25 protein-coding genes and 1 tRNA gene are annotated in these 26822 nt (G+C 68.8%); 12 read left to right on the top strand and 14 right to left on the bottom strand.

The window, feature by feature from the left end:
• Positions 1-306: 306 nt before the first annotated feature.
• A complete protein-coding gene (locus AB0L53_RS51930) occupies positions 307-1302 on the bottom strand; it encodes a LacI family DNA-binding transcriptional regulator (RefSeq protein ID WP_357953826.1) in 996 nt (331 codons plus the stop codon).
• Between the two features lie 290 nt (positions 1303-1592).
• Here AB0L53_RS51930 and AB0L53_RS51935 point away from each other — a divergent pair, with 290 nt between their 5' ends.
• Positions 1593-2111: a luciferase family protein gene (locus AB0L53_RS51935; protein WP_364012097.1), complete on the top strand. Its 519-nt coding sequence runs from the start codon at positions 1593-1595 to the stop codon at positions 2109-2111.
• Here AB0L53_RS51935 and AB0L53_RS51940 read toward each other — a convergent pair whose 3' ends face one another.
• Both AB0L53_RS51940 and AB0L53_RS51945 read right to left on the bottom strand, forming a co-directional pair.
• A complete protein-coding gene (locus AB0L53_RS51940) occupies positions 2112-2741 on the bottom strand; it encodes a Rid family hydrolase (RefSeq protein WP_358427932.1) in 630 nt (209 codons plus the stop codon). It abuts the gene before it with no gap.
• A gap of 14 nt (positions 2742-2755) precedes the next feature.
• The gene (locus AB0L53_RS51945) at positions 2756-4342 is read right to left on the bottom strand and encodes a flavin monoamine oxidase family protein (protein ID WP_364012101.1); all 1587 of its coding nucleotides are present in this window, start codon (positions 4340-4342) and stop codon (positions 2756-2758) included.
• Between the two features lie 404 nt (positions 4343-4746).
• Between AB0L53_RS51945 and AB0L53_RS51950 the strand changes: the two genes are divergently transcribed.
• Complete coding sequence (locus AB0L53_RS51950; RefSeq protein WP_358427938.1) at positions 4747-4938, top strand: hypothetical protein; 192 nt, start codon at positions 4747-4749, stop codon at positions 4936-4938.
• Positions 4939-4948: 10 nt separating this feature from the next.
• Here AB0L53_RS51950 and AB0L53_RS51955 read toward each other — a convergent pair whose 3' ends face one another.
• The 3 genes from AB0L53_RS51955 to AB0L53_RS51965 all read right to left on the bottom strand — a co-directional run bounded on the left by AB0L53_RS51955 (position 4949) and on the right by AB0L53_RS51965 (position 7869).
• Complete coding sequence (locus AB0L53_RS51955) at positions 4949-5455, bottom strand: DUF4188 domain-containing protein (protein WP_358427941.1); 507 nt, start codon at positions 5453-5455, stop codon at positions 4949-4951.
• A gap of 45 nt (positions 5456-5500) precedes the next feature.
• Entirely contained in the window at positions 5501-6991 is a 1491-nt protein-coding gene (locus tag AB0L53_RS51960) for an FAD-dependent oxidoreductase (RefSeq protein WP_364012105.1), read from the bottom strand.
• 92 nt (positions 6992-7083) lie between these two features.
• On the bottom strand, positions 7084-7869 hold the full coding sequence (locus AB0L53_RS51965; RefSeq protein ID WP_364012108.1) for an alpha/beta hydrolase: 786 nt from the start codon (positions 7867-7869) through the stop codon (positions 7084-7086).
• A gap of 147 nt (positions 7870-8016) precedes the next feature.
• On the opposite strand from AB0L53_RS51965, the gene AB0L53_RS51970 reads away from it, so the two are divergent.
• A complete protein-coding gene (locus AB0L53_RS51970) occupies positions 8017-8259 on the top strand; it encodes a 2TM domain-containing protein (RefSeq protein WP_364012111.1) in 243 nt (80 codons plus the stop codon).
• Here AB0L53_RS51970 and AB0L53_RS51975 read toward each other — a convergent pair.
• Entirely contained in the window at positions 8199-11417 is a 3219-nt protein-coding gene (locus tag AB0L53_RS51975; RefSeq protein ID WP_364012113.1) for a BTAD domain-containing putative transcriptional regulator, read from the bottom strand. The genes AB0L53_RS51970 and AB0L53_RS51975 overlap by 61 nt on opposite strands.
• A 68-nt stretch (positions 11418-11485) precedes the next feature.
• Positions 11486-12391: a bile acid:sodium symporter family protein gene (locus tag AB0L53_RS51980; protein WP_364012116.1), complete on the bottom strand. Its 906-nt coding sequence runs from the start codon at positions 12389-12391 to the stop codon at positions 11486-11488.
• Between the two features lie 323 nt (positions 12392-12714).
• On the opposite strand from AB0L53_RS51980, the gene AB0L53_RS51985 reads away from it, so the two are divergent.
• Complete coding sequence (locus AB0L53_RS51985; RefSeq protein ID WP_364012119.1) at positions 12715-14331, top strand: hypothetical protein; 1617 nt, start codon at positions 12715-12717, stop codon at positions 14329-14331.
• Positions 14332-14370: 39 nt separating this feature from the next.
• Here AB0L53_RS51985 and AB0L53_RS51990 read toward each other — a convergent pair whose 3' ends face one another.
• Positions 14371-14949: a hypothetical protein gene (locus AB0L53_RS51990; RefSeq protein ID WP_364012306.1), complete on the bottom strand. Its 579-nt coding sequence runs from the start codon at positions 14947-14949 to the stop codon at positions 14371-14373.
• Between AB0L53_RS51990 and AB0L53_RS51995 the strand changes: the two genes are divergently transcribed.
• Both AB0L53_RS51995 and AB0L53_RS52000 read left to right on the top strand, forming a co-directional pair.
• Positions 14948-15187 carry a hypothetical protein gene (locus AB0L53_RS51995; RefSeq protein ID WP_364012309.1) on the top strand — a complete coding sequence of 80 codons (240 nt, stop codon included), beginning with the start codon at positions 14948-14950 and terminating at the stop codon, positions 15185-15187. The two genes, AB0L53_RS51990 and AB0L53_RS51995, sit on opposite strands and share 2 nt — an antisense overlap.
• Positions 15106-15504, top strand: a complete 399-nt coding sequence (locus AB0L53_RS52000; protein ID WP_364012297.1) for a hypothetical protein — start codon at positions 15106-15108, stop codon at positions 15502-15504. The genes AB0L53_RS51995 and AB0L53_RS52000 overlap by 82 nt, the downstream gene beginning before the upstream one ends.
• A 135-nt stretch (positions 15505-15639) precedes the next feature.
• On the opposite strand, the gene AB0L53_RS52005 is transcribed toward AB0L53_RS52000, so the two are convergent.
• Positions 15640-18966, bottom strand: a complete 3327-nt coding sequence (locus AB0L53_RS52005; RefSeq protein ID WP_364012122.1) for a S8 family serine peptidase — start codon at positions 18964-18966, stop codon at positions 15640-15642.
• Between the two features lie 84 nt (positions 18967-19050).
• Here AB0L53_RS52005 and AB0L53_RS52010 point away from each other — a divergent pair, with 84 nt between their 5' ends.
• Together AB0L53_RS52010 and AB0L53_RS52015 are read left to right on the top strand one after the other, a co-directional pair.
• Positions 19051-20028: a LysR family transcriptional regulator gene (locus AB0L53_RS52010; protein WP_364012125.1), complete on the top strand. Its 978-nt coding sequence runs from the start codon at positions 19051-19053 to the stop codon at positions 20026-20028.
• A gap of 85 nt (positions 20029-20113) precedes the next feature.
• On the top strand, positions 20114-20410 hold the full coding sequence (locus AB0L53_RS52015) for a hypothetical protein (protein ID WP_358544593.1): 297 nt from the start codon (positions 20114-20116) through the stop codon (positions 20408-20410).
• 129 nt (positions 20411-20539) lie between these two features.
• On the opposite strand, the gene AB0L53_RS52020 is transcribed toward AB0L53_RS52015, so the two are convergent.
• Complete coding sequence (locus tag AB0L53_RS52020) at positions 20540-20764, bottom strand: hypothetical protein (protein ID WP_364012128.1); 225 nt, start codon at positions 20762-20764, stop codon at positions 20540-20542.
• 1150 nt (positions 20765-21914) lie between these two features.
• Entirely contained in the window at positions 21915-22670 is a 756-nt protein-coding gene (locus tag AB0L53_RS52025) for an HIT family protein (protein ID WP_364012131.1), read from the bottom strand.
• On the opposite strand from AB0L53_RS52025, the gene AB0L53_RS52030 reads away from it, so the two are divergent.
• On the top strand, positions 22605-23015 hold the full coding sequence (locus AB0L53_RS52030) for a tyrosine-type recombinase/integrase (protein WP_364012134.1): 411 nt from the start codon (positions 22605-22607) through the stop codon (positions 23013-23015). The two genes, AB0L53_RS52025 and AB0L53_RS52030, sit on opposite strands and share 66 nt — an antisense overlap.
• Before the next feature lie 74 nt (positions 23016-23089).
• Here AB0L53_RS52030 and AB0L53_RS52035 read toward each other — a convergent pair.
• Positions 23090-23163: transfer RNA gene (locus tag AB0L53_RS52035), tRNA-Arg, on the bottom strand.
• A 92-nt stretch (positions 23164-23255) separates the two neighbouring features.
• Here AB0L53_RS52035 and AB0L53_RS52040 point away from each other — a divergent pair.
• Positions 23256-24209 carry a tyrosine-type recombinase/integrase gene (locus AB0L53_RS52040; protein ID WP_364012137.1) on the top strand — a complete coding sequence of 318 codons (954 nt, stop codon included), beginning with the start codon at positions 23256-23258 and terminating at the stop codon, positions 24207-24209.
• 53 nt (positions 24210-24262) lie between these two features.
• Here the strand turns inward: AB0L53_RS52040 and AB0L53_RS52045 are convergent, their stop codons facing one another.
• Positions 24263-24997 (bottom strand): ZIP family metal transporter, encoded by a 735-nt coding sequence (locus AB0L53_RS52045; RefSeq protein ID WP_358428031.1) that lies wholly within the window; start codon positions 24995-24997, stop codon positions 24263-24265.
• Between the two features lie 95 nt (positions 24998-25092).
• Here AB0L53_RS52045 and AB0L53_RS52050 point away from each other — a divergent pair, with 95 nt between their 5' ends.
• Positions 25093-25878 (top strand): aminoglycoside phosphotransferase family protein, encoded by a 786-nt coding sequence (locus tag AB0L53_RS52050; protein WP_364012140.1) that lies wholly within the window; start codon positions 25093-25095, stop codon positions 25876-25878.
• On the top strand, positions 25859-26815 hold the full coding sequence (locus tag AB0L53_RS52055; protein WP_364012143.1) for a cobalamin biosynthesis protein: 957 nt from the start codon (positions 25859-25861) through the stop codon (positions 26813-26815). Before AB0L53_RS52050 ends, AB0L53_RS52055 begins: the two co-directional genes overlap by 20 nt.
• Positions 26816-26822 lie beyond the last annotated feature (7 nt).

Genomic DNA, 26822 nt, shown 5'->3' on the forward strand with positions numbered 1-26822 from the left:
TCATGAAAAGCGAGTGTTACATACACGTCATAAACACGTCAACAGTAGGGCAACGCAGTGCGTTACAAGACGGCCACACGCTCAAGGAGCCCGCGTCGCGAAGGACAGGGCGGGCCATCGTGGGCTCGGCAGCCCGTCATGGTGGCAGGCAGCCCCCATGGTCTGGGCAGCCATCAGCGGAGGACACACCCCGCGAGCAGGTACGATCGCCGATGCCGTCACACTGGCGGCATCGGGCGAATCCGGTGAATCAGGCGATCAGCGAGCGGCAGCGGACCAGCCCGCTGAGCCGCGATCGGCGACTATCTATGCGCGCGGGGCGGCCGTCGAGCCGCGAATGATCAGCTCGGGGTCGAACATCAGCTCCCCCGCCGGCACCGGCCGCCTGTTGACCAGATGCACCATGGTGGCGGAGATCGCCTGCGCGATCCGCTCGATCGGCTGCCGGACCGTCGTCAGGGGCGGATCGACGAATCCCATGATCTGGGAGTCGTCGTAGCCGACGACGGACACATCGCCCGGCACGGACAGACCGCGGCGCCCCGCCGTACGAATCGCACCCAGGGCCATGTAGTCGCTCGCGGCGACGATCGCGGTCGCACCCTGGTCGAGCAGGGTCTCGGCGGCCGACATTCCGCCCTCGACGCTGTAGACCTGGCGCGCGACGAGTCGCCGCGGGTCATCCACGCCCCGTGAGCTCATCGCCTCGACGAAACCGTCGAGGCGCCGCTCGCTGGGCCGGTTGCCCACCGGGCCGACGATCATGCCGATGTCGCGGTGGCCGAGATTCCACAGGTGCTCGACGGCCAGCGCCGCCGCCACTTTGTCATTCGTGGAGAAGCTGGGGGCCGGGAGGCCCTCGATCGCGCCGTTCATCGAGACGAACGGGATCTGGCGTTCCTGCAGCAGCCGGTATGGTGCCGGGTCCACGCCGATCAGGGTGTTACTCGCCGAGGCGAAGACCGCGCCCGCGATGCCCAGATCCATGGTGGAGGTGATGAAGTCGATCTCCTGCAACCCGCCCACCGTCGTGGAGCACACGACGGCCTTGAACCCCTGGGGCGCCAACGCCGATTCGATCAGCTCGCAGAGCCGTCCGAAGAAGGGCTGGGCGAGGCCCGGCGTCAGGACGATGACGAGCTGACTCTGCCCGCCGCGGTCATATCCCAGCTCGCGGATCGCGTCCTCCACGACACGGCGCGTGCCGGCGGCGACCACACCCCGACGGTTGAGCACACGGCTGACGGTCGCTTCGCTGACCCCGGCACGAGCGGCGACGTCACTGATTCCGACCTTGGCCATAGCTCCCTTTTGATCGATACGGACGACGCGTGATGTCACTATACGGCCAGACCTACTGCGCGGGCAGTTCAGTAACACCGCGGCGATGGAGTCGATCCTGGACCTGCCGTGACAACGTGGCGGCTGACCGGGCAGAGAGGGATGGGCGGGCTGCTGGCCGGCCGATCTTCGCCATGGCGCGGCGACACTTTCGCCGGCGGCCGGGAACCACATGAAGACCACGTCCGCTCGGCGTCGACCATCGACTGAACACCAGGTCCACGACCGGAATGATCGGGAGGAACAACATCATGACCGCGTTCGCGCTTCCGATCCGCACCGGTGACCACCCCAAGACCGGCCCATCGGTCCCCCACGTCCAGCTCAGCCAGAACAGCCCCGATCAGCTACGGGCGCAGCTCAAGCACTGGATGATCGACCACCTGCACGATGCCGTCGTCCGGACCAGCGAGATCTCCGAGCCGGGATCGCTGGCCTTCTTTCTCGACGACGCCCGTCCGCCCGCCGGAACGGTGCTGCTGCCACCTCGCCTCAACGCCGAGTTCGTCCACGTCCACCCCGACGGCAGCCTGCACCTTTTCCTGTCGAAGGAGGGTCAAGCAGAACTCATCGCCAAAGGCTGGGGCGAGCGCCACCCGCTCTACTCACCCACGCCGTTGACCAGGCGCCGCAGCGTGGCCGGCTCGGCCGGGCCGACCGCCCGGGGACGTCCGGTGCGGTTCTTGCCGGGCAGCATCCGTGTCCGGCTGCTGGATCGGCTCCATCAGCCGGACACGCCCGCAGCTCTGTACGGCGGTCAGTGCTTGTAGTCAGCGCTTGTATGCGGCGACGACCTCCACTTCGACGAGCCAGCCCGCGACCGGGAGGTTGGCGATCTCGATCGTCACGCGGGCCGGGCGGGCCGGGTTGACCTCCATGGGCGAGGCGGGGGGCGCGGTGCCGAGAGGGACGGGTACGGGCTGGCCGGTGGCCAGGTCCGTGTTGGCGAAGAACTGGCGGTAGGCGCGGTTCCAGCCGGTGAAGTCGGCCGACTCGGCTCCGGGAGGCTTCTCCAGGTAAGCGCGCATGGAGACGACGTCGGCCAGGCCCAGCCCAGCGGCGGAGAGGTTCGCCTTGATGCGCTTGAGCACGTTGAGTGCCTGGGCCTCGGTGATGGTGACGCCAGGGGGCAAAGTAGCGCCGGGGAAGTCGACGTAGCGCTCGGGAGAGTCGGCGGGAGCCCCGGTGTTGGCCGCCGCCGGGCCCAGGCCGCTGGCAGTGTAGGAGGCCACCTGCTTGCCGAGCGCCACGCCGTCGGCGATCGCGGGGTTGGTGGTGCCGGCCGGGAGGAAGGGCTTGACCTCCTGCGGCCGGGGCGACCAGGTGGGGTTGGCGGCGGCTGTACCGGTGCCGAGCACGAGGACGACGGCCGCGGAGAGGGCGATGGTGCGGATCTTCATGCGGAGGTGTCCTCTCAGGAGGTGCTCAAGGCGCGCTGGTGCAGCTCGGTGACGACCTTGCGGGCGGACTCCAGGGCTCCCGCCTGCCAGGCGATCATGTAGCTCAGCCAGTCCCCCGCGAAGTGCACGTGCCCGGCCGGTCTGTTGAGGAGCTGGTACGCGCCCTGCCGGGACGGCCAGCCCACCCATGCGCCCTCGATGTGCGGCTGGAGTTTCCAGGCGATGGACACCGACGAGGCCAGCTCGTCGCGATACTTCGCGCCATGGATCTTCATGCCCTGCTCGATCGCGCGGCGCTCGCGGTCCGCGTGCTTCAGCGCGGCGTACGCGTCGGCCTGGGCGCCGAAGTTGTAGTAGCCGACGACCATGCCGCGCGAGGTGCCGTACCCGTAGGAGGGATACCAGATCGTGGACAGGTCGAGGTCGGTGGCGGTGATGCCACCGTAGATGTCCTCGTCGTTCTCCCACCAGCGACGGCGGTACTCCAGGCCGATCTTGCCCGCGTTCGTGGCGGTCGGGGTGGCAAGGGCGGCCTGGACGTCCGGGCCGAGGTTGTGCGCGGTCTTGGCGAGGATGTGCGGGGGCATCGCCGCGACGCACAGGTCCGCTTTGATCTTCTGGGTACGGCCGTGGCGGTCCTGGTACTCCACCTCCACGCCGTCCGGCAGATCGGTGATCTTGGTAACTTTGGCGCGTAGCCGGATCCGCTGCCGCCCGATCTTGCCGGCGAAGGCCCGCGGGATCGCGTCCATGCCGCCCACCGGCTGGAACATCAGCATCGCCTGCTCGTAGCCGAACTCGAACGAGAACCGCTGCCCGACGCCACTCGCCAGCACCTCCGACAGCGACGGCACCGGCTCGAGCAGCGTGCCCGGCTGCTCACCCGCGCCCGGGTTCACGCTGTGGCCGCGGCGGTCGCCTCCGGAGTACTTGAATCCGCTCGCCTTGTTCCCCACCGCCCCGAAGCTCGACAGGAAGGCGATCAGCCGCTCTTTGTCCTGCGCGGTGAGCGCGGCGTCCAGCGCCCCCGCGTCGGTCGCCCGCGACAGCAACTCCGAGACGTACCCGTACACGTCGGCCTTGGCGGTACGCCAACGGACGGGGGCCTGCATGTTCTGGTGGTAGATGTACGCCTGGGCGTTGGAGTTGGTGAAGACCTCCAGGTCCACGCCGAGCTCGCGGCAGTAGTCCATGGTGACCATCCACTGCGCCAGCCGGGCCGGTCCCGCATTGAGATAGACGCCGTCACTGAACTTCGCGACCTGTGAGGAGCCGTCCAGCTCGGTCACGCGGTCACCGCCGCGGATGGTCCAGTTCCGGCCGCCCACCCGGTCGAGCGCCTCCAAGATCGTGCAGTCGTAGCCCGCCTTGCCCAGCTCGTACGCCGTGGCAAGACCGGCTATCCCCGCGCCGAGGATCACCACCTTCTTCGCCGACCGCCCGGTGAGGGAGAAGTCAGACTGCTGCGGCGGGTCGAAAGTTTCCTTCGCGGATGCCTCCGCGGTCGGCGCGAGGCCGAGTGCGCCCATGGTCGCGAAGAGCGCGCCTGCACCGCCGGAAACACCGATGGCGGACAGGAAATCGCGTCTGCTGTAGCCCAACACATACCTCCAAGATTTGCTGGAGGCGAGTCTTGGGAGGTTTTGTTGCCGATCGTCCGACATTGTGTTGTTTGCGGGTTTCAAGCTCATCATCGTGTTTGTAGATGAATGTGAGGTTTCCGGGCCTCCCGTGTCGCGTGAGCGTCAGCCGCCGACCGTGGCCGACGGCACCGCGCACTCGGCTGTGCGGACACTTCGAAACTGCCTGTCCACACGGCCGTCCGGAGGGAGTTGCACCACCAATCGACGCCAAAAGAGGGGGAAGCGCCTGCACAGTTGCCTCGAGCGCGCGTCGGAAGGGTCGCGTCCAAAACGGCTGTCCACCGGGCAGGATGGCCGCTGAACAGGGTGTCGAGGGAGACGGCGGTGACGGATCCTCCGGCGGGTGCACGAGACGGGGACAGGTGACCGATCCGTTCCGCTTCGACCTGGACGTGCACCGCGCCATCGGCCCCGGCGCTGTCGGCCTGTCAGCGTTGCCCGCCTACGTTGAGCGTGATCATGACCGAGCGGAGCCTTGGCGGCTGTGGCATCCGATCGAGCCGAGCCGTCCGGAGGGAGTGCTCGCCGATCTGGCGAACTCGTCGCTGCTGTAGTTCGAGCCGGCTAGGACTCGTAGAGATCCGTCTCGCTCAGGACCGGGCTGCCGTCGTAGGAGCGCCCCAAGCGGGCCGCGGAACCGAACATGGGTCCACGAGCGCGCTGGATTCCAGCGAACCGGCCAAACCCGAGCGGCTTGGGAACGTCGTCGTAGACGGCCTCCATGCCGCCCCTGACCGAGTACGTCTCGTGCCAGAAACCGGTGCCGCCCGAATCCCGCAGGAACTCCAGCCACCACTCCCGATGAGGCTCGGACCGGGCGAAGGCGAGCAGCGACGGCAGGTCCCGCCAGTACTGGCGCATCCCCATGTTCATCGGGAAGAACGAGTAGTACACGGGCTCGTGCAGCAGCAACCCGTCCGGCTTGCCCGCGACCGAGCCACTGATCTTCCGGCCGAAGCTGAAGAAGGTCCGGATCCCGTACAGGCGATTCACTCGCATGCCGAGGTACAGGACGATGAGGTCTGGATAGGCGGACAGATCGACGGTCTGCCGGTTCACCCGAGTTGGCATTTGATGCTCCTTAAGGGCGCGGTTGCGCATGGGCCGGTCGTCGGTTCAATGGAGGTCAGGACGGGCGATGGACATGTCAGTCGCCGGTGAGCGCCACGTGTACGGAGGAGACCGCGCTCGCGCCATCGCCGACGGCCGTGGCCACTCGTTTCGTCGAGCCCGAGCGGAGGTCGCCGACCGCGAAGACCCGGGGAACGCTCGTCTGGAACGGAAGGCGCGGGCCGGACGAGCCGGTGGGGAGCCGACTGTCGATGAGGACGAAGCCGTCGTCGGCCTTGGCGACGCCGGACAGCCAGCCCGACACGGGGTCGGCTCCGATGAAGCAGAACAATGCGTGACAAGCCAGCCGTTCCGGCCGCTCGCCCGGCCTCTCGACGACAATCGACGTGAGGGTGTCATCTCCGGCCAGTTGCCCCCGATGACGGCCACCGGCTGATGCTCGTACTCGCGGACGTCCAGCTCGGTCGCCGCATACCGGATGCAGCCGGACTTCTCGAACGTCGCCCACTGCGGAATGTCGAGACGGCGGTAATGGGCTCCGGTTGCCGCGATCACCGCGCGGCACGGAATGCGTACGCCGTCCTCCAGCAGGACGGTCGGCCGTCGATCGTCGGAGAGATCGAGACCTGTCACCGCGCACGGCGAGTGGATCCGTACGCCGGACTTGAGTGCCTGAATCATCGCCAGGCGGGTCAGGTTCGCACCGCTGACACCGTGAGGGAAGCCCAGGTAGTTCTCGATCCGGGCGCTCTTGGCGGCTTGGCCGCCGAGCCCGCTGCGATCCAGCAGCACGGTGGCGAGGCCTTCGGACGCCCCGTACACGGCGGCCGCCAGCCCCGCCGGGCCGGCGCCCACCACGACGAGATCGACCGGAGATGCGTTGGCCCGGTAGATGAGGCCGAGCAGCTCCGCGACCGTTCTCGACGTCGCGCGCCGCAACACCGAACCACCAACGATCGCCGCCGGAAGGTCGTCTGCCGTGAGCCCGGCCGCTGTCATCAGCGAACGTCCTGGGTGGGACGTCGCGCTGCGCCAGGTGTGGGGCAGGAGCATCTGCGTCACGTAGGTGCGCAGTTCCAAAGTCGCCGCTGTTTCCGGCTGACCGACGATCTCCAGGACCTCGCCGGCGGCCGAGCGGATGACCTCGCGCCGTTCCCGGAACGCCGCCAGCACGAGGTCGGCGATGTCATCCTGTTCGGCGAGGGCACGGCGCAGCTTCGCCGCCCCGATTCGCACGACTGTCCCGGCGGACACCACCCGAGCGGTCAGGTAGACGTGCTGACCGGTCAGCAGGTTGAGCTCGCCGAGAAAGTCGCCGGGGCCACCGTGGAAGATCAGACGTTTCGGCTCGATCGCCGTCGCGTCCCGGACGATGTCCACGGTCGCCGTCAGGAGCAGGAAAAAGTCGTAGGCGTCGTCGCCGGTCACGTACAGATCGCGACCGGCCTCGGCGTGTTCCACCTCCCCGTACGCGGCGAGCCGGCGGAACTGCTCGTCGTTCAGGACCGGCCCGCGCTGCGCCGCACCGTCGTTCATGTAGTTCCTCCGTCGTACCGGGCCGGAACAGTAGGACGCGCCAAATCACTGGGACCGGCCGCCGGCTCGAACGTCGCCGTCCCCTTGAGACGTCAGCGCGCGGCGCTCTTGATGAGGTCGGCGGCCATGGAGGGCTGCGAGATCATCGCGACGTGCGAGGCGCCGACCTCGTGGACCCGTGACCCGGCCCGCCGCGCCATGAACCGTTGCGCCGCGACGGGGAGCACTTGATCGTTCCTGGCGATCAGGTAATAGGAGGGAATGGTCTTCCACGCCGGGGCGCCGGACGACTCTCCGAGCGTGCGCGTGTCAGCGGGCCGCTGGCCGGCCTGCATCAGGTCGGTGGTCGCCCTCGGCACGTCCCCGGCGAAGACGCCGTGGAATACCTCCTTCTTGATGTATCCCTCGACGAGCCCATCACCATAAGGACGAAAGTCCAGCGCCGCCTCATTGAGCTTGCTCCCCGGATACTTGTTCTGCAGATCCAGCAGCGATTCACCCTGCTCAGGGGCGAATGCGGCCACGTAGACCAGCGCTTTCACGTTCGGGTTACCAGTCGCGGCGTTCGTGATGACGATTCCGCCATAAGAGTGCGCGGCCAGGACGATCGGGCCGCTGAGCGTGGCGAGAAGGGAGGCCAGGTAGGCGGAGTCGGCCGCCACGCCGCGCAGCGGGTTCGCCGGGGCGATCACCGGATAGTTCTCGCGGATGAGCCTGGCGCTGACGTCGTTCCAGCCGGAGGAATCGGCGAACGCTCCGTGCACGAGCACCACAGTGGGTTTGGGCTTGGCTTCCGCCTGCGCCTCGGACGTTCCCAGCAGGGCACCGGTCGCGACCGCGGCGGATCCGGCCAGCACCGCTCGGCGGGTCGTCGTCATAGCGTGGTCCTTTCAAAGGTTTGTGATTGGCACCTCGATTGCAGGTCAGAGTAGATCTCGAATAGTTGACGATCGCTGAACCCAGTAAGTCAGTCTTCGGGAAGTACGCCTCAGTCTTTGGCAAGTACGTCGATCTAGCCTGCGGGCATGAACACACAGAAGAGCGAGACGGCCAGGAAGTGGGGTCTACGGATTCACCTGGTTCTTTATGCCCTGTCCAATCTGACCCAGGTCGTGGTGTGGTTTCGCTACAACTCGGGAAGGCACTTCTGGCCTGTGTGGTCGATAGTCTTTTGGGGCATCGGGCTGGCCTTTCACATCTGGAGCGTCTACTCGCCGCCCCGACCGAATACCGCGAGGAACTTCTCGGCACGGCGGGCGAACAGGTGAGACCCGCGTTCATGGGACCGGTCGCGGGCCTTTTCCGCAGCGGCTCGTACGACGTCCGCGGGTTCGCCGCGGGCGTGGAGCAGGCGCGCCCGCAGCAGCAGGACAAGTCCTTCGGCGTAGCGTTGACCGTAGGCGTCAAGGGCCTGGTCCGCTCGGTCGAGGGCGATGCCCGCCTCGTCCGGCATCCCCGCGGCCAGCCACATCTCGGCGATCAGTGCGTGATGGTAGGCGACGCCCCACCGCGGCGGGTCGACCATCGTCCCGGCCAGGAGCTGGTCGGCCTCCGCCGCGATGACGGCCGGGTCATCGCCGGTGAGGGCACGGGCCCAGTACCAGTTCAGCCGTATGTAGTGCTCCTGCTGGATGGCCGCGCGGCCGGTGCCCACGGCCATCCACCGCTCGATGGTGCGCATCACCCAGCCCGCGTCACCGGCTATCGAAGCGATGATCGTGGTGTAGTAGGCCCAGGTCGCGACCGCGTACGAGTCGTCGGGGCCGTTCCACTTGTCGATGATGGTCTCCGCCGTCCCGACGTCACCGTGCAGTGCCGTCACGACGGCATGCCAACCGGGCCACTCACCCGAGACGTCACGCCGGATCGGGGTCTCGCTGTGCGCGGAGACGACCCCGTCGAGGGGGGCGGGGTTGTTCTCGCTGAAGCATCGGTACGCCGCGCCGATGTCGCCGATGTCCCACTGGTGCAGGCCCCAGGCTTGCCGGCCGTACACGCGGATGACCGGATCGGCGGACGCCTCCCCTTGCTCGTACAGCCGACGGACCAGACGAACGCGGTCCCACTCCAGGAAGGTGTAGGCCCCGAACAGGCGGGCGAAGAGGAGGCCGGCGGCGTCCACCTCCCGGCCGAGTTGGCGGGCCAGGTGTTCCGCACGCTCCAGCAGATCGAACGTCGTGCCGCCGAACCCGGCTTGCCGGCGCGGGGCGATGGCGAGTAGCGAGAGGGCGGAGAGCTCGAGTTCCGGGAGCTTGGCGGTCCGCGCGATCTGGGCGGCCGATTCCAGGTGCCGATCGGCGGCGGCGAACGCGAGCTTGGTCGCCGCGCGACGACCGGCGCGCTTCAGCGCCTCCACGGTACGAACCGGGTCGGCGAGGGGGCCGGCGGCCGACAGGTGGAAGGCGAGGCGTTCGGTGATGGACTCGTCCTCCGCCTGGCTTTCTTCGAGCGCGTCCGCGACACGCAGGTGCAGCCGGACGGCCCGCAGTTGCTCCGTTGTCTCCGTGATCGATTCGCGAACCAGGTCGTGCGCGAAGCGCCATGAGAACGGGTTCTCCGGCCCCGTTTCGAGCAGGCCGAGCGCGCGCAGCGGTTCGAGGCGTTCGAGGCAGTCAGCGACGTCGACACCGGCGGCGCGGGTGAGGAGACCGAGGTCGACGTCGCGGCCGATCAGCGCGGCGACGCGCAGCAGGTGGCGAGCGCCGTCGTCGAGACTCGCCATCCGATCGCGGACGACTTCTCGTACGGTGGACGGCACCCCGGCCCGGACCGATGCGTCGCCGTCGCTGAGCGCGCCGCGGTCGCTGAGGAGCCGCGAGAGTTCGCGGACGAAGAAGGGATTGCCGGCGGTGCGAACGTGGATGTTGCGGGCGATGTCCGCGCCGGGTTCGTGGCCGGTCTCGCGGCGGATGAGTTCGGCCACGTCGGTCAGGCTGAGCGGGCCGAGTTGGATCCTGCGGTGGCTGGGCAGCCGGCTGGCGGCGGCCAGTGCCCGCGAAAGGTCGGGGCCGGGTGTGGGTGCGCGGTCGCGAAGGGCGCAGATGATCGCGGTGCCGGTGGGTAGCCGGGCCGAGAGATGGCTGAACAACTGGAGCGAGGTGGCGTCGATCCATTGAAGATCGTCCATGACGAGCAGCATCGGCCGTTCCGCCGAGGCCTGGCCGATAAAGGTGACGACCTGCTCGTACAGGCGGAACTGGGCGCGGCCGCCGGAAACCGGCGGCGCGGCGTCATCGTCTCGAAATTCGAGGAGGCGCCCGAGTTCACTGGCCAGCCACTTCTCGCGCGCCAACACGGGCAGGCTGTCGAGGACGACGGAGAGCGCCTGCTCCCATGGCCACATCGATGGTGTTCCGTCGCCTTCCAAACAGGAAGCCCTGACGACGAGCGCGCCACGCCGGTCCGCGCCGGCGGCGGCCTCTTCCAGCAGGCGCGTCTTACCCGAGCCCGGTTCGCCCTCGACGATGACGAGCCCGGTGCGGCCGGTGAGCGCCGCCTCGATGGCATGCCGCAGCACGCCGAGTTCCTCGTCCCGGCCGACCAGGCCGGCCGACTGCCTCGCCGGTGCGCGGTCGCCCTCGCTCTCCGTGCTCGTCACCACCGGCGACGTCGGACTCTGCGTCAGCACGCGCAGGTGCGCGGCCTGCAACGCCGAACCAGGGTCGATGCCGAGTTCCTCGGCGAGGCGGTCACGGACCGCGTGGAACGCTGACAGCGCCTCCGCCTGCCGCCCAGCGGCGCCGAGGGTGGCGACGAGGGCGGCATGTACGGGTTCGTGAAACGGTGCCATCGACGCGGCCAGCTGCAACGGCGGGATCACCCGCTCCGGTCGGCGTAACGACACCGCCAGTTCGGCCGCTGCCACGCAGGCGGCGTAGAACTCGTCGTCGAGGGCGGCGAAGATCGGCATCGCGGTCGATCCATAGGACAATCCATCCCCCGCGGGGCCACGCCAGAGACCGAGCGCCTTGACGTAGTCGTCGAGCGCCCTCTCACGAGCTTGCTGGGCGAGGGCGGCCTGGGCGCCGTTGAGGAGTTCCCGGAACGTGACGAGATCCAGCGTGCCGGAGCCGGCGCTGAACACGTACGCGTTGCCGCGGCGGTGCAGGTACGTACCGGCTGCCCGGGCGGGGACCGCGGGCTCGAGCACCCGCCGCAACGCCCCGATGTACTTCTGGATGAGATTGAGCGCGCTGGCGGGGGCGTCATCGGCCCACATCAGGTCGATCAATTCTCTCGTACTGACCGGATGGCCCACGCGCGCCAGGAGCAGGGCCAGCAGCTGCGCCTGCTGTCGGGGGCCGGTGTCCAGTTCGGCGCCATCGCGCCACAGCCGCAACGAACCGAGGATCTGCAGTCGCAGCGAACCAGCACCGGTCGGCGGGCCTTCGCCGTCGTGCCGGACGGGGTGGGCTGGCCCGGTCACGTCGACTCCCGGATGGACATGACAAATTTGTCAGCTTACGACCCGTTTCGCACCGCAGCGTGCACCGATTATATGGGCCCGGGATTGGCCGCAGAAGGGCCGACCGACCTTCGAGCTCGACGGCTGATCAACCAGCCAAACCCGGTCGCCGTGAAGAACATGACAATGCCGTACACCGCGCCCGGGATGGCGATCTCGGCACTGTTCAGCAGCGTCGGGCTCAGCGCGACCGTGATGGCGAGCCCGGTGTTGTGGATGCCGATCTCAAACCCGGCCGCGGTCGCCGCGCGGTGATCGACGCCCGCCAGGCGCGGCACACCGTAGCCGATCAGCAGGCTCACCATGTTGAAACCCAACGCGGCCAACCCGACCGAGACGAAATAGTCGAAGAGGTTCGCCCGCTCCGCGTACAACACGGCGTAGATGACCCCGACCAGGACCACGACCGACAGCACTCGGACGGGGAGGTTGAGCCGCCGCGCCACCTCCGGCGCCCGCGCGCGCAGGACCATCCCGATCGCGACCGGTACGAGCACCATCAAGAAGACCTGCGACATCTTGTCGAACTGCAGCCCGAGGGCGGCCCCGCCGGAGTCGGTTAAGAAATACCCGGCCGAGAGGTTCACCACGATCGGCAGGGCGACCACGGCCAGCACCGAGTTGATCGCGGTGAGCGTGACATTCAGCGCGACGTTCCCGCCGAACAGGTGGCTGAACAGATTGGCCGTGGGGCCACCGGGCGACGCCGCGACCAGCAGCATCCCGACCGCCAGTTCCGGCGGAAGCCCGAAGGCGAGCACCAGGCCGAAGCAGATCGCCGGCAGCAGCACGATTTGGCACAGCAACGCGACCGCGGCCGCCTTCGGATACTGGCCCACCCGCCGGAAGTCGTCCAGGGTCAGGCTGAGGCCCAGGCCGAGCATGACGATGCCGATGGCGAAAGGCAGACTGGCCAAGATCAATGGGGAGCCCATGGCGGACATTCTCGGGCATACCGACAAGCCCTGGTAGGGACCAAAATCTGTCGTCGTTCCAGGCTGACTAATCCAGAAAGTGCGGGTCGAACGGTGCGGCGTGCGCTACCAACGACCCGGTCCCGCTCGAAAACAGGGTGGGCAGCGACGCTGTGTCACGTGATCACGTGGTGACCGCCAAGGATCTTGACCGGATGCCGGATCTCTGGCTTGATCATGACGTTCCCTTATGTGTTGTTCCTGCTCAGAGCGGAGTACACGTGCGCTTCTCACCCTCGAAACGGCCGGACGTCAGCCGGTCGGCCCGCCGATTAATCGCCCTCATGGGCTCCATAACCATGACGGCCGGGCTCATCGTCGCCGCGACGCCCACGGTCTGGGCCGCCGACTCGATGACCGACCTCGGCGTTAGCCCCAGTGGCGCCGACCACAGTGAGGTGGCCGCGGGAGGAGGCAAGGTCTTCGTGACCGCCGGGGACCGCGTCGTGGTCACCAACACCAAAGGCGTACTGATCGGCTCGGTCACCGGCCTCGCCGGCGTGGAAGATGTCGTTGCGACACCAGACGGCGCCCACGCGTACGCGACGCTGCCCGACTCGCACGAGGTCGTGGAGATCGACACCGCCGCCCTGGCGGTCACCCGGCGGTTCGACTTCACGGCGTACTCGTGCCTGAGCGACCTGGCACTGTCCGGACAGACGTTGTGGACGGCCCACGGGTGTGACCTGTACACCGGCGGTGTCGTCACTCGTCTCGACGTGTCGTCCCAGGCCCCGCAACCGGTCACGGTCCTGACGGGGCAGTCCGCTACGCCCACGATCGCCGTCGCAGGGAACACCCTGCTGTCCACCGCTCCTAACACATCCTCCGCCGATGTCCGGGTGTACGACGTGAGCACCGGTTCCGCCATTCTGCGCGGCGAGATCGACGGGGACGACCCGGCCACGAGCACCCAGCCGGGCCTCGACATCACCCCGGACGGCTCCACCGCCGTCCTTGCGTTCCCGCGCGGGCTGGAGTCCTGGGACCTCGCGAGCCTGACGAAGCTACGGGACTACGGCAAGAACCCGGCGGTCCGGGGCTCGGTGGCCGGCGCCGCCGTCAGCCCGAATGGCGGCCACCTCGCAAGCGGCTGGTCGTGGGGCGATCGAGGCGTCGAACTGTATGACGTGGCCACGGGAGCGCTTACGTACTCGCAGAAGATCCCCAGCGGATGGCCGACCCCCAGAATTCTCACCATGACCATCGCCGGCAACGACGTCTTCAGTGTCCTTTACACCTCCGGCACCACCAACCTGCGTCTGTGGCGGCTGGAGGACGCCACCCTGCTGCCGTCGGCCGTGACCCTGTCGGCCCCGCAAAAGGCGACGGCGCTGGAGCCCGTCACGCTGACCGGCCGGCTCACCCTGCCCGAAGGCGTGACCCCGAGCCCGCGGAGACTGGAGGTGACCCGCCGTCTCCCGGACGGGACCAGCACGACGCTCCGCCACGGGAAGACGAAGGCGGACGGCACGTTCTCCATCACCGACACCCCACCGGTGGCCGGAACGGTCGGCTACGACGTGAGCTGGCACGGCTCCGCCACCGTTCGCGGCAGCAAGGCGTCGGTGTCCGTCGACGTCGCCCGTCAGCCGGCGTCGCTCACCCTGTCCGGCCGCACAGTCCTGGACCTCGGGGAGAGATTCGACTTCTGGGGCACCTTGAAGTTCGGTGACCAGGCGCCGGCCACCCGTCCGTCGGTGATGGTGATTCGCGCGAACCCAGACGGCACCAGTACGGACCTCAGCACGGTGCAGGTCTCTGCAGCCGGTGGCTTCAAGATCAGCGATCTGCCCGATCAGGAAGGCGAGTACATCTACAGCGTGATGTTCATGGGCGACGATGTCGCTACCGGCGCAGAGGACGCCCTATTCGTCACGGTGCGGGCCGGGAGCGTCTAGCCGGGTCGAAGTGGTTGCGCGACTGGAACCGCATCGGTCCTAGGTAACGAAGAGCTGGCGGGTGATGCTGGGATCACTGATCCTGGTGTCGTCCGCCAGCAGGAACGCCTTCGACAAGATGACCGACAACATTCCGCCGTCCTCCTCAAACGGCAGGAACACCGATGAGGCGGAGCGGTCGCGGCCGGGGACGATGCACAGGTAGGCGTCGTTCGGTTCCATCAGGATGTTGCCCGACCCCAGATGAATCCGGTAGGTGCGCAGTTGCCCCCGCACGCGCAGGAACCGGTCGGTCAGCTCCACCCGGTCGGCGATCTTCAGCCGGGGCAGCAGCCGGGCCAGCGCGTCACGCCGCGTGCGGGCGGTCTCGCTCAGCTCGCCGAACCCGTACGACTGCCAGTAGCCGTCGTACCCGGCCGCCGCCCGCGGGTCGAGCCCCAGAGACCCGACCCCCACGGCGAGGTCGGCGTCGCGCAGCAGTTCCGACAACACCAGTGGCGGCACTTCGGCGAGCGGCGCGTCGCCCGGAAGATCCGCGTGGCGGAACCGAATCGCGTCGGTGGCGGCGCAGGAGGCCGTGCCCCAGTCATCCTGCGCGGGGTCGGAGGCGACCCGCATGCCCCAGATGCTCGCCTCGATCGCCCAGGGCCTGCACATGTCGATCGACGAGCGAGACCAACTGTTCCGCCTCGCCGGCCACAACCCGCCCCCCAGGGGCACGTTCAACGAGCACATCAATCCCGGCCTGCTGCGACACGACGCGGTGCGCCGGGCCTGCCCCGCAGTGCGGGGTACCGGTGGTTCACCGACCCCGCCGCCCGGCAGATCTACGCGCCCGAGGAGCATGCGTTCCTGACCCGGATGTATGCCGCCGGGCTCCGCGAACTGGTCACCCTCCGAGGCCCTGACTCCCGAGCAGCGCACCTGGCCGAGCTGCTGCCGGCCCATAGCGAGGAGTGCCGGCGGGTGTGGGACGACCACGAGATCGGGATACGTCCTCACGAGGTCAAGCACTTCGTCCACCCCGAGGTCGGCGCGCTGGAGCTCACCTGCCAGCGGCTGGTCGACCCGGGCCAGGCCCACTCGCTGATGGTCTACACCGCCATTCCCGGCAGCGAGAGCTACGAGAAGCTCCAGGTGTTGTCCGTCATCGGCACGCAGACGCTTCGCTGAGATTCGCGACCGCGTCTATCTTGAGTGCTCATTTAACGGTGACGCCCTCATTCTGCTGGCCATCGCGGTGGAGGACATCGGATGGTTTACGCACTACGGCGGGCCTCGGTCAACGTGCCCGAGGCCCGCCGGGCGTCATCGCAGGTTGTAGGCGCGGATGACGGTGTAGTCGACAGTGCCGCCATCGGCCCGCGCCGCGTGCGCGCGCACGGACACCGACCCCTTGTCCGGGTGGTTCAGCGCGGCCAGCCACGTGTCCGTTCCCGTCGGGATCAGGACCGCTTTCCGCCACGTCGCGCCCTCGTCGTAGGAGACCTCGACGCTGACCCACCGCGTCCGCGAGGCGGCCGAACCCGGCTGCGCCTTCAGACTCACCGGCATCATGAGCGGCCGACCGGCCGGTGCGCTGTTAGCCAGGTCGACCGGCGGTGTGAAGGAGAACGACGCCAGGGGCAGGTAAGTCCACTTGTCCGTGCCCACCTCACCGGACTTGAACGTCCACGCACCGCTGATCTTGGTGGAGGCGTTGAAGCCGGTCGTACGGTCGACGTCGTACTCCAGCCGATAGGTGCTCTCGGCTGACGGCACCGGCCCGCTGGCGTCGTAGAAGTATTTTGGTATCTCGGCCAGTTGGACGCCGTCGCGGTAGAACCCGACCCGGCCGCCGTCGAGCAGCGAGTAGCCGGTGTGCCCGGAGTCGTCGCCGAACGGCGGAATGTTCAACATGATGGTGTTGCCTGCTCGGGCGACGTACGTGCGCGGGTTGAACTTCGGCCCGGCAGGTCCGCGTTGCCAGTCGACCACGAATTTCCTGCCCGGCTGCCAGGTGGTGTCGTCGTACCAGAACTGCGTCTGGCGCGCTCCGCTCGTCTCCCACCGGTTGTCCCAGACCACGCCCTTCGCGCTGTAGTAGATGGTCCGGGTGCTGGGCACGTCATACTTGATCGGTCCCGACATCGCGCTGCCGCCCTCGGGCGGGAAACCGAAGTTGTGCATGTAGCCCTGCTGCTTGTCCGGGGTCACGCCGTGGTTGCGGTTGACCACGGTCGCCAGCTCGCCGGGGCGCACGGTGTGGCGGTAGCCGGTGAGGAACCGCCCGCGGACGAACTGCACGAGGTCATACTCGTACGGCGAGCCGTAGAAAGTGCCGTCGGCGCCCGGCTCGGCCCAGAAGCTGCGCACCTCCGACACCAGCGTGCCCTGCTCGGCCTTCACCTCCTTACCCAGGTCCGCAGTGAACAGCTTGCCGAAGTCGGCGCCGACGATCCGCGCCGCCAGGCCGTATCCGCGCGGCAGGCCGCGGGAGAAGCCGGCCGCGGCCAGCCGGGTCCGCGCCGAGGACTTCGGTACGGTCACCGACACCGGTGTGCCCTGGCGCGCGTCGAGCTTGAGGACTCCGTCGTCGGTGTTCCCGACGGTGAGGTTCGGCTGTACCAGCAGCGTCGAGGTCCCGTCGGGTGTGATCACCGTGGCCTGAACGTGGTAGCGGCCGGGCCGGAGCTTGGCCTTCACGGTGCCCGACGCGTCGTAGGGAACCTGGAAGACGTCCAGATCGAGACCGACCACCGACAGGTCGTAGTCACTCGCCGGCGTGCCCGCGCGGTCGGTGAGCTGGAAGGTGACGGTGCGGGTCTCGTGTCCCTTCGTGATCGTCAGTGGGGTCCGCACCGACACGCCGTCGGCGTTCGAGGCCAGCAGCGTTCCGGTGAAGGTGCCTGTCGCCGACGGCACCCGGGTGTCGGCGGTCAAGGTGACCGCCGCGGTCCCACCGGCCGGCACGACGGCCCGCGCCGGACTGGCCGTGAACATCCCGGCCGGCGCGACGACCCCGTCCGGGCCGGTCGCCGTGATCGTGAGTTCGAGGGTGACGGGAGCTGTGCCGTCGTTCCGGTAGGTGATCGTCTTCGTCACGGGAACGTCGTCGTCGGCCGGCCACGGTTGCGACCCGAGCGCGAGGCCGGTGACGTCGGGCAGGATGGCCTGCTGGACCGCGCGGCCGACGTCGACCCTGCCGGCGCCCTGCTGGAAGGCGTTCAGGCTTGGGTTCGGCTTGGCCGTGGCGACCAGCGCTGCTTTGAGGTCGGGGCCGGTCCACTTCGGGTGCTGCTGCGCCAGCAGCGCCGCGGCTCCCGCGACGTGCGGCGTGGCCATCGACGTCCCGTTCAGCTGGGTGTACCCGGGGGTGTACTCCGGATAGTCGGATCCCTTCGCCAGCGCCGCGACGATGCCCACGCCCGGCCCGGTGATGTCCGGCTTGATCGCGCCGTCGACGCGCGGTCCGCGGTTGGAGAATGACGCCAGGGTATCCTGCTTGTCGACCGCGCCCACGGCGAGCGCGGCGTCCGCGGTGGCCGGCGAGGACACACCGCCGTCCCGGCCCTCGTTGCCCGCGGCCACGACGAACAGTGTGCCGGTGGTCGCGGTCAGGCGGTTCACCGCCTCCTCCAGGACGTCGACGCCCGGGAAGTCGGTGCCGCCGAGGCTCATGTTGACCACTTTCGCCCGCTCGGCGGCCCACTCCATCCCGGCCAGGATCGACGACTCGGCGCAGTTGCGGGTGCTGCACACCTTGCCGATCAGCAGGTTCGCCCCGGGCGCCACGCCGCGGTACTTTCCGCCCGATGCCGAACCGCTGCCGGCGATGGTGGATGCGACGTGCGTGCCGTGACCGACATTGTCCACGGTGTCGGCGGCGTCGGTGAAGTTCTTCTCCTCGACGATCTTCCCGGCCAGGTCCGGGTGAGAGTTGTCGATCCCGGTGTCCAGGACGGCGACGGTAATCCCGCTGCCGTCGTATCCGGCCGCCCAGGCGGTCGGCGCGCCGATCTGCTTCACGCTCTGGTCCAGCGAGACCTCGCGCTTGCCGTCGAGCCAGATCCGCCCGATGCCGGACGCCGCGGTGCGCTGGGTCGCCGGGCCGGCGGTCACCTCGGTCCAGAACTCGTGCGCTTTCGCTTTGCCGACCTTCACCGCGGCGGCGCCGATGCTGGGCAGCGTGCGGGTGACCTTCCCGGCCGACCTGACCCGGGCGGCGGCCTTGGCCTCGTACGACACGATGATGGGCACGTCGTCGACGTGCGCGTCGTCGTATCCGGCCTGGACGAGCCCGGTCACGTCGAACAGCCGCCGGTCGAGCCGGGAGGCCGACACCAGCTTCTGGGCGTCGTTCGGCACGACGAACTGGTGCCCGTCGCGTTCGTACTGGCTGAAACCAACCTTTTCGCGGCCGGGAGCGGGGTCGATCGAGACCCGGTTCCCCTCGACATAGACCCGGTCGCCCGTCAGCAGGGTGACCCACGAGCCGCGGGGCGCCGTGGACTGGGTGCCGGAGGTCCACCGGGAGGGTGCCGGATCGGCGCTCGGCGTGGGCTCCGCGCTCGCGGTGGAGGTCAGACTCGCGGTTAACAGGGCGGTGGTGAGCAAGAGACCGGGCAGGCGCCGGCGCAGAGACGTCCTGGACATCAAAATCCTTCCTCATGGTGCAGGGAAGATTCTGAGATCAAGACATTGAGCGTAGGTACTCCTAATCGGGCATAACATCGCGTTATGCAGTTGGAGATCCGCCACCTCCGGGTGGTCGCGGCGATCGCCGAGTCCGGCAGCATCAGCCGGGCCTCGGCCGTGCTCGGCTTCAGCCAGCCGGCCGTCACCGCGCAGTTGCAGCGGATCGAGCGCGCGCTTGGCGGAAGGCTCTTCGCCCGCGACGGCACCGGCGCCAAGCCCACGGCGTTGGGTGCCATGGTCCTGTCCCATGCCCAGGGCATCATCGCGTTGCACGACGATCTGGTGCGCGACGTGCAACGCCGTGACGCCGGCGGCGACCTGGCGACGCTCAGGATCGGCGCCACGGCCGGGCCGATGGCCGCCGGCCTGATGACGGTCAGCCGCCGGTTGCTGCCGGAGGCCGAGGTGTCCCTGCATGTGAGCGACGCGGACGAGGAACTGGTCGAACTGCTCGCCGAATCCCGGCTGGAGATCGGGCTGAGCGTCGACTATCCGGGCTACGAACTGCCGGTGCCCGAAGGGCTGAGCGAAGCGGTACTGGGCGTCGAGCCCGTCTTCGTCGTCCTGTCGAGGGACCACCCGCTCGCGGCCGAACCCGAGGTGCCGCTGGCCGCGCTGGCCGGCGAGCGCTGGCTGCCGGGCGTCGGCAAGGACATCAGGATGCGGGCGATGTTCCGGGACACCTGCCGCCGCGCGGGGTTCGTGCCGCAACGCATCCAGCGCACCGACGCCAGCCTGGTGTTCTCCCTGATCAGCCAGGGGCACGGAGTGTCCCTGTGCAGGGCGATCACAGCCGAGCGCGAGAACGTGGTGGTCAGGCCACTGGCCGGCGACCCGATGTGGGTACGGGAGCGGCTCCTGTGGTCGGCGGGCTCGCCAGTCGCCGAGCACGTACCAGGTATCCGTGACGTGCTCGCCGCGGCGTACCGGGAGCAGGCGGAGGCGATGCCGGCTTACCAGGCGTGGCAGCGCAGCCGCCGCCGGTCCTGGTCCGAGCGCGACATGGAGCCCTTCGCCTAGCAAGTACCGCACTCGCCGACGCCGGTGCGGGTGACCGGTGGCCAAGAAACACGAGCGGGGCCACGCGGGCTGATACAAATGCGGCATGAGGGAATCCGTCGGCTATCCCCCGCAGCCGAACGTGCCGTCGGCCCGGCGTGTCTACAGTCGGACGTATCGTGTGTGGGCCCACGTGCTCCTGTGGACGCCGATCGCGCTCACGGTGGCCGGTGTCGTTCTCGGCCTGGGGCTGTTCGCGGCCGCTGACGCCGACCCGACGTACGGTTCGTCCGCGCTCGGCTATCTCGGCCTCTTTGCGTGGGGTGCCCTCGCGGTCCTGTCACCGGCCCTGCTCGGGTCGTTCATCGCCGGGCTGGTCATGCTGAACCGCACGCGCCGCTGAGGCTGATGGGCGCTCCCAGGAGGAAGCCGAGGCCTAACGCCGGCGGTCGCGTCGATCAGCAGATGGTCCAGGCTCGGAAAGTACATGTGCACCGTGTGGCGGGACACGTCGTCGGCGGCCGCTATCTCGTCAATGGACGGTGTCGGCGCCGAAGGTGCCGCTGAATTCGAGTCGCTCGCCAACGTTGGCCGTCGCCGGTCCGGTTACGGTGAGCGTCGGCTCGTACAAGGCCACCGTGACGGTCACCGAGGAGCCGCTACCCAGGAACCATGACTTGCCCTGGGCCTTCGCCTCCCTCCAAGCGCCAGGGCCCAGAGCCCACACGACCATCGACGCACCGAAGGTGATCGCCACTCCAGCGCGCTACGCAACGCTGGGTGAGCGGCTGTGGGTGGGGCACGGGTGCGACAACGGCCCTGGCGGCGTCGTCGGCCTGGATCTGAGCGCGGCCACACCGGCGCCGGCTGCGGTCGGGGGCGAGCACCTGCGCGCTCCCGAGCTCGCGGCCGCCGGCGACACGCTCGTGGTCGGCCGGACCAGCCTGCACCATGCCGACATGCTGGTCTACGACGTCGGCGGCGGCACCCCGGAGCTGCGCGGCACGATCGACGGTGAGGAGTGGCGCATGGACTACCTGCGCGACCTCGCCCTGACCTCCGACGGCACCACCCTGCTCTCCGCGGCCGACACCCCCGGTCACTTCACCAGGTACGACACCAGGACCCTGGCGGCGACCGGCACCTACGGCGACGGCTGGGACGGGTATCCGTCGGCCGTGGCGCTCAGCTCGGGCGGCGCCTACGTCGCCGCGGGACGCCAGTGGGGCAGCACCGACCTCACGCTCTACGACGCCGCGACCGGCGCGGCGATGTTCGCGGCCGACCAGCCGGACGCCGAACTGCTCCCGGACGGCGTCGCGTTCTCCGGCTCGGACGTCTTCGTGCTGCAGCAGGTTGTTCTCGTAGGTCGAAACGCAAGGTTTCTCAGCGCCGACGGGCGAGGTCCGCGACACGCGTGCCCAGAAAGCCGGAGCCTCGCCGGACGGCCAGACGCTCCGGTATTCGATGTTGCCCTCTATGCAGAAACTACGTGCGATGTCAGTGTCACCACGAGTGCGACAGGCCTGATAGACAGGCTCGGAATCTCCGCAGATCGCTCCGCCGCCACGATAGACGCACGCCTCGTGAACGGCGACGTTCTCGCACTGCAGCAATGTCTTCCCCGCGGACCGGCAGGTCGAGAACGTCTCCGCCACCCGCTCCGCCATCTCGGCGCACGTGTTCGGCCAGAGTCCGACGACATCGGCGGCCACGCAGTCCGCGATGAAGGCTTCCCGCACTCGACCTGCGGCTTCTTGATGGTGTCAGCCGGCGGTCCGGTACTCGTTGATGAGGCTGCCAAGGATGGTCCGGCGGTGGACTTGGTGTGCGGCGAGGTCGACTTGTCCCCCCTGCGCTGTCCGCGTGGGGCAAACCAGACAGACGGCGCCGGAAGCGGCGCGCGTTCAGGACGCCGCGGCGGTTCTGATGTGATCGGCCAGTGGCGACAGCGACGACAGCGGCAGTTCCCGATGCGTCCATGCTCGCCTGAGATCCTCGGGGGTGTAGCGGGGAAGCAGGTGAAGGTGGAAGTGGAACATGGTCTGCCAGGCCGTAGGGCCGGTGGCGTGCCAGATGTTCATCCCGCCCGGTTCCAGCGCGCGCCGCAGCAGGGCGGCAGTGTGCACAGCACCCTGCATCAGCAGGCCTGCGCGGTCCGGGCCGATGTCGGTCAGGTCGCGACAGTGCTCGCGGGGGACAACCAGGGTGTGACCGCGAGTCGCCTGCGAGATGTCAAGGAAGGCGACCACGTGCTCGTCTGAGTAGACGATCTCCGCGGGGATCTCTCCAGCTACGATGCCGCAGAATGTACAGGTTCCGGTCATGGCCGCCTTTCCTCTGCTTGATCGAACCAGAGCGTAGCCACGCCGGATCAGGCTCAGGAGAGCGGGGCGCGTCCAGAGCCTCCCGTCTGGGCAAAGAAGCCACCGTACGCGAGCCGATAGCCCCGCCACGCACGCTACCCGACCTAGTCCTTCGGGCTCGAAGTCCGACCGCGAGAGGACTCGACATGACCAACCACAGCCCCGGCACGAGTGCACTCCGACGGTCACGTGGCAGTCGACCCGCCGAAAAGTGCCGCCAGCTGCCGAGTGGTGGCCCTGGACTCCGTGACGGTACGGATGCTCACTCGGCACCGCGAGCGCCACGAGCGACTGCATGCACGCGCGAGGTCGCGCTGGCGCGACTCGGGGTATGTGTTCACCACCGCGGACAGGGCGCCACTACGGCCGGACTATCTCACCGAACGATTCCGCCAGCTGGTGGCTGCCTCGGGCTTGCCGCCAGTCCGGCTGCATGATCTGCGACACGGCGCCGCAACCCTGGCGCTGGCCGCGCACACGGATCTGAAGGTGGTGCAGGCCATGCTGGAGCACGCCAGCATCGTGCTCACCGCCGACACCTACGTTTCCGTGCTGCCGGTAGTCGCCCAGCAGGCGGCACAGGAGACGGCCCGGCTGGTGCTGACCGCCGCAGCCTCGCTCAAGGGTGAACTCCCTGCGTGACTCAGCTTTGCCTCACATCTGCCCCACATCGCCATAGATCGCGATCGCCGCGCGGGTTTCCGCAGGTGGAGAAGCGCGCCCTGCAGGATTCGAACCTGCGACCGTCGGATTAGAAGTCCGGTGCTCTATCCAGCTGAGCTAAGGGCGCTCGAATTCGGCCTCTGACCAGCATGTCCGCCGACCAGGAGAGACGGTAGCATAATCATACGCCGATCGAACAGTATCGGATTTGGAGGGGCCATGGCGCGATCCCGAAGACAGACGCCCCCTTCGCCTCCCCTGCTCGACATGGTGCCCTCCTGGGAATTGTCCCTTCAGGCGGCTGACAAGTCACCCGGAACGATCCGCAGCTACCTCGACAGCGTACGCGTCCTGGCCCGGTTTCTCTCCGAGCGCGGGTTGCCCGTGGAGGTGGAGGCGGTCGACGCCGCGAACGTACGCGCGTTTCTCGATGCCAGTACGGCCGCGACCAGTTCCGGGAACGCGCGCAAGCATTTTCGCAACCTGCGGGTGTTCTTCAACTGGCTGATCGCGGAAGAGGAGCGGATCTCGGGGACGCCCATGGACGGGATCGATCCGCCGAAGGGGGCCGGTCGGACGGTCGAGTTGCTGGCTGATCGGGAGCTTGAGGCACTGCTGGAGGTGTGTTCCGGGGGGTCTTGGGTGGATCGTCGGGATACCGCGATCGTGCGGGTGCTCATGGACAACGGGATGCGGCTGTCCTGGCTGGCCGGGCTCCGGCACGGTCCTACCGGTGATCAGCGGGACAATGCTCAAGCCGGGCGGGTCGGGGATGTGTGGTTGGATCGGCGGCTGCTGCGGATCGTCCGTAAGGGCGACGACGCGCAGCTGGTGCCGATCGGGCCGAAGACCGCCGCGGCGATCGATCGGTATCTGCGGGCCCGTACGCGGCATCCGCACGCGGCCTCGCCCTGGCTCTGGCTTCCGGTACGCGGCATCACGGCCGAGGGTGGGCAGCGGCGGCTGACCGCCACGGGCATACAGCAGATGCTGGAACGGCGAGGTCGGGAGGCGGGGATCCCGGGGCGGCTGCATCCGCACCGGTTCCGGCAGACGATGGCCGACGACTATCTGGAGAAGGGCGGCGATCCGCTCGATCTGATGCGGATCACCGGGTGGAAGAGCGTGGAGATGGTACGCCGATACCTCAGCGCCGCCGCCGAACGTCACTAAACCTCAGCGCCGCCAACGCCGACTGCCAGTAACGGACTACGAACAGCAGCACGTCAGTCCGTCAGGGCGATCACCAGCCACATGAACGCCGCCCCCGCCACCGTGGCCAGCAGCGTCGGACCCGCCGCGCGGCTCGTAGTGTGGGCCTCCGGCAAGATGTCCGACGTCGCCAAGTACAGCAGAAACCCGGCGAACATCCCCAGATACGCCCCCAGCACCCCCGCCGGAATCGCGATCAGTGACGTCAACGTAGCCCCCGTCACCGGAGCCAGAGCATCCAGACCCAGCAGAATCAGCGCCCGGCGGCGCGCGTTCCCGTACAGGGAAGTGATCGTGTACGTGTTGAACCCGTCCGTGAAGTCGTGTGCGATGACCCCGATCGCGACCGCGACCGCGAGCGTGGTGTCGGTCTGGAAGGCGGCGCCGATCGCGGCTCCGTCGAGGAAGCTGTGGACGACGAGCGCGGCGCCGGCGACGAGGCCGACGCCCGCGTGCGAGTGGCGGTGTGAGGCGTAGTCGCCTTCGTGGGCGTCGTGCATGCCCATGGAGCGTTCGACGCTGTGGATGCCCAGGAACGCCAGCGCGAACATCAGCATCGGCACCGGCACCCCGCCCAGCTGAGCCGGGTCGCGGGAGAGCGCCTCCGGCAGCAGGTCGAACGCCACCACACCGAGCATGACGCCGGCGGCGGCGCCGAGGACGAGGTGACGGCGTTCCTTGACCCGATGCGCGACCAGCCCGCCGAGCAGCGTCATCAGGAATGCCGCGAACGACAGCATGATCGGCATGAGGCTCCAGGCTAGGGGGCGCGTGCGCGTCACAGAGTCGCGACACGCTAAAACGCCAGGCGGGAGGGGTGCAAAAGGGTCTAAGCTCTCTGGGCATGGTCGCGACGCTCCTGCACGAGATCCCCTTGCAGGGCGGGGACGTGACGGACGGGGTGGTCCGGGTCGGTGACACCGTCCGCAGACCGGCGAGCCCGTCGACGCCCGCCGTGCACGCCCTGCTCCGCCACCTGGAAGCCGCCGGGTTCGAGGGCGCGCCGCGCGTCGTGGGCATGGACGGGCTCGGGCGCGAGATTCTCACCTATATTCCGGGTACGACCGGGCTTGGCCTGGTGACGGTCACCGACGAGGCTCTGGTACGGCTGGCCGAGCTGCTGCGCGACTTCCACGACGCGACGCGGGGCTTCCCGCTGACACGCGGCGGATGGAAGGGCGGTTCGAACGACGACGCCGCCCCGGAGGTCATCGGTCACTGCGATTTAACCCTTCAAAACGTGATATTTCGCGACGGAAGGCCCCGGGCTCTGATCGACTTCGATCTGGCCCGGCCGACGACCCGGCTGTTCGACGTCGTCACGACCCTCAGGCACTGGGCACCCATCGGCGACCCGGTCGACCTGGCGCCGCTCCAGCGCGGGCTGGACGTGGGGGCGCGACTGCGCCTGTTCTGTGACGCGTACGGGGTGCCGCCGCGTGATCGCCGACGGCTGCTGGAGCTGGCCAGGCTCCGGTTCCAGCGCTCGTACACGGTCATGCGCGACCGGGCGGCGACCGGCGGGAGCTGGGCCAGGATGTGGGCGGGCGGCGCGGGCGAGCGCATCCGCCGGGCGGCCGCCTGGCTGGACAAGCACGAAGATGGGCTCCATGCGCATTTGGTCAGTTAAGTCCCGCCCAACTAAAGACACCTCCAGGCCGGTGGGCATCGCGTTGGGAGTGGCGCTCGACGCCGTCATCGGTGACCCGCGCGCGGCCCACCCCGTCGCGCTGTTCGGCCGCGCCGCCACCAGGCTGGAGCGGGCCCTCTACGGCGACGCCAGGCCGAACGGCGTCGTACACGTCGCCCTCTGCGCGGGCGCGGCCACGGGCCTGGGCGTGCTCGCCGAACGCGTGGCGAACCCCGTCGCCCGTACGGCGTTGACGGCCGTCGCCACCTGGGCGGTGCTCGGCGGCACCACGCTGGCCCGCGAGGGCGCCTACCTGGCCGCGGCGCTGGAGGACGACGATCTGACCAGGGCTCGCGCCCGCCTCCCCCACCTGTGCGGCCGCGACCCCGCCGCGCTTGAGGCGCCCGAGATCGCCAGGGCCACCGTCGAGTCGCTGGCCGAGAACGCCTCCGACGCCGTCGTGGCCCCACTCTTCTGGGGCGCCGTGGCGGGCGTCCCGGGGCTGCTGGCCTATCGGGCGATCAACACGCTGGACGCGATGATCGGCCACCACTCCTCCCGCTACGAACGTTTCGGGTGGGCGGCGGCCAGGCTCGACGACGTGGCCAACTACCTGCCGGCCCGGCTCACGGGGTTGATCACCGTACTCGTCGCCCCGAACCGGGCTCGGGCGCTGGCCGTACTGCGAAGGGACGGGCACCGCCATCCCAGCCCCAACGCGGGCAGGTGCGAGGCCGCGTTCGCCGGAGCGCTCGACGTCACGCTGGGCGGCACGAACGTCTACGGCGGCAGAACCGAGCACCGGCCGACCATGGGCGACGGCCCCAAGCCCGAGCCTGCGGACGTCCGGCGCGCGGTACGCCTCACTCGCGCGGTGAGCCTGACCGCCGCCGCAATCGCGGTGCTGGCCGCCTGGGGCCTCCGCCGCCACCCCTGAAAGCCCC

It is taken from the genome of Nonomuraea sp. NPDC052129, assembly GCF_040680095.1.
In the GTDB taxonomy this organism is placed as follows: domain Bacteria; phylum Actinomycetota; class Actinomycetes; order Streptosporangiales; family Streptosporangiaceae; genus Nonomuraea.

Bases quoted from the DNA above. Each gene is read 5' to 3' on its own strand.
- AB0L53_RS52045 (WP_358428031.1), bottom strand. From the start codon at position 24,997: ATGCCGATCATGCTGTCGTTCGCGGCATTCCTGATGACGCTGCTCGGC.
- AB0L53_RS52025 (WP_364012131.1), bottom strand. From the start codon at position 22,670: ATGCAGTCGCTCGTGGCGCTCGCGGTGCCGAGTGAGCATCCGTACCGT.
- AB0L53_RS51980 (WP_364012116.1), bottom strand. From the start codon at position 12,391: ATGGGCTCCCCATTGATCTTGGCCAGTCTGCCTTTCGCCATCGGCATC.
- AB0L53_RS52055 (WP_364012143.1), top strand. From the start codon at position 25,859: ATGCGCATTTGGTCAGTTAAGTCCCGCCCAACTAAAGACACCTCCAGG.
- AB0L53_RS52005 (WP_364012122.1), bottom strand. From the start codon at position 18,966: ATGTCCAGGACGTCTCTGCGCCGGCGCCTGCCCGGTCTCTTGCTCACC.
- AB0L53_RS51935 (WP_364012097.1), top strand. From the start codon at position 1,593: ATGACCGCGTTCGCGCTTCCGATCCGCACCGGTGACCACCCCAAGACC.
- AB0L53_RS52010 (WP_364012125.1), top strand. From the start codon at position 19,051: ATGCAGTTGGAGATCCGCCACCTCCGGGTGGTCGCGGCGATCGCCGAG.
- AB0L53_RS51970 (WP_364012111.1), top strand. From the start codon at position 8,017: ATGAACACACAGAAGAGCGAGACGGCCAGGAAGTGGGGTCTACGGATT.
- AB0L53_RS52050 (WP_364012140.1), top strand. From the start codon at position 25,093: ATGGTCGCGACGCTCCTGCACGAGATCCCCTTGCAGGGCGGGGACGTG.
- AB0L53_RS51955 (WP_358427941.1), bottom strand. From the start codon at position 5,455: ATGCCAACTCGGGTGAACCGGCAGACCGTCGATCTGTCCGCCTATCCA.
- AB0L53_RS51990 (WP_364012306.1), bottom strand. From the start codon at position 14,949: ATGCGGGTCGCCTCCGACCCCGCGCAGGATGACTGGGGCACGGCCTCC.
- AB0L53_RS51940 (WP_358427932.1), bottom strand. From the start codon at position 2,741: ATGAAGATCCGCACCATCGCCCTCTCCGCGGCCGTCGTCCTCGTGCTC.
- AB0L53_RS51995 (WP_364012309.1), top strand. From the start codon at position 14,948: ATGCCCCAGATGCTCGCCTCGATCGCCCAGGGCCTGCACATGTCGATC.
- AB0L53_RS52015 (WP_358544593.1), top strand. From the start codon at position 20,114: ATGAGGGAATCCGTCGGCTATCCCCCGCAGCCGAACGTGCCGTCGGCC.
- AB0L53_RS51985 (WP_364012119.1), top strand. From the start codon at position 12,715: ATGGGCTCCATAACCATGACGGCCGGGCTCATCGTCGCCGCGACGCCC.
- AB0L53_RS52040 (WP_364012137.1), top strand. From the start codon at position 23,256: ATGGCGCGATCCCGAAGACAGACGCCCCCTTCGCCTCCCCTGCTCGAC.
- AB0L53_RS51930 (WP_357953826.1), bottom strand. From the start codon at position 1,302: ATGGCCAAGGTCGGAATCAGTGACGTCGCCGCTCGTGCCGGGGTCAGC.
- AB0L53_RS51965 (WP_364012108.1), bottom strand. From the start codon at position 7,869: ATGACGACGACCCGCCGAGCGGTGCTGGCCGGATCCGCCGCGGTCGCG.
- AB0L53_RS51960 (WP_364012105.1), bottom strand. From the start codon at position 6,991: ATGAACGACGGTGCGGCGCAGCGCGGGCCGGTCCTGAACGACGAGCAG.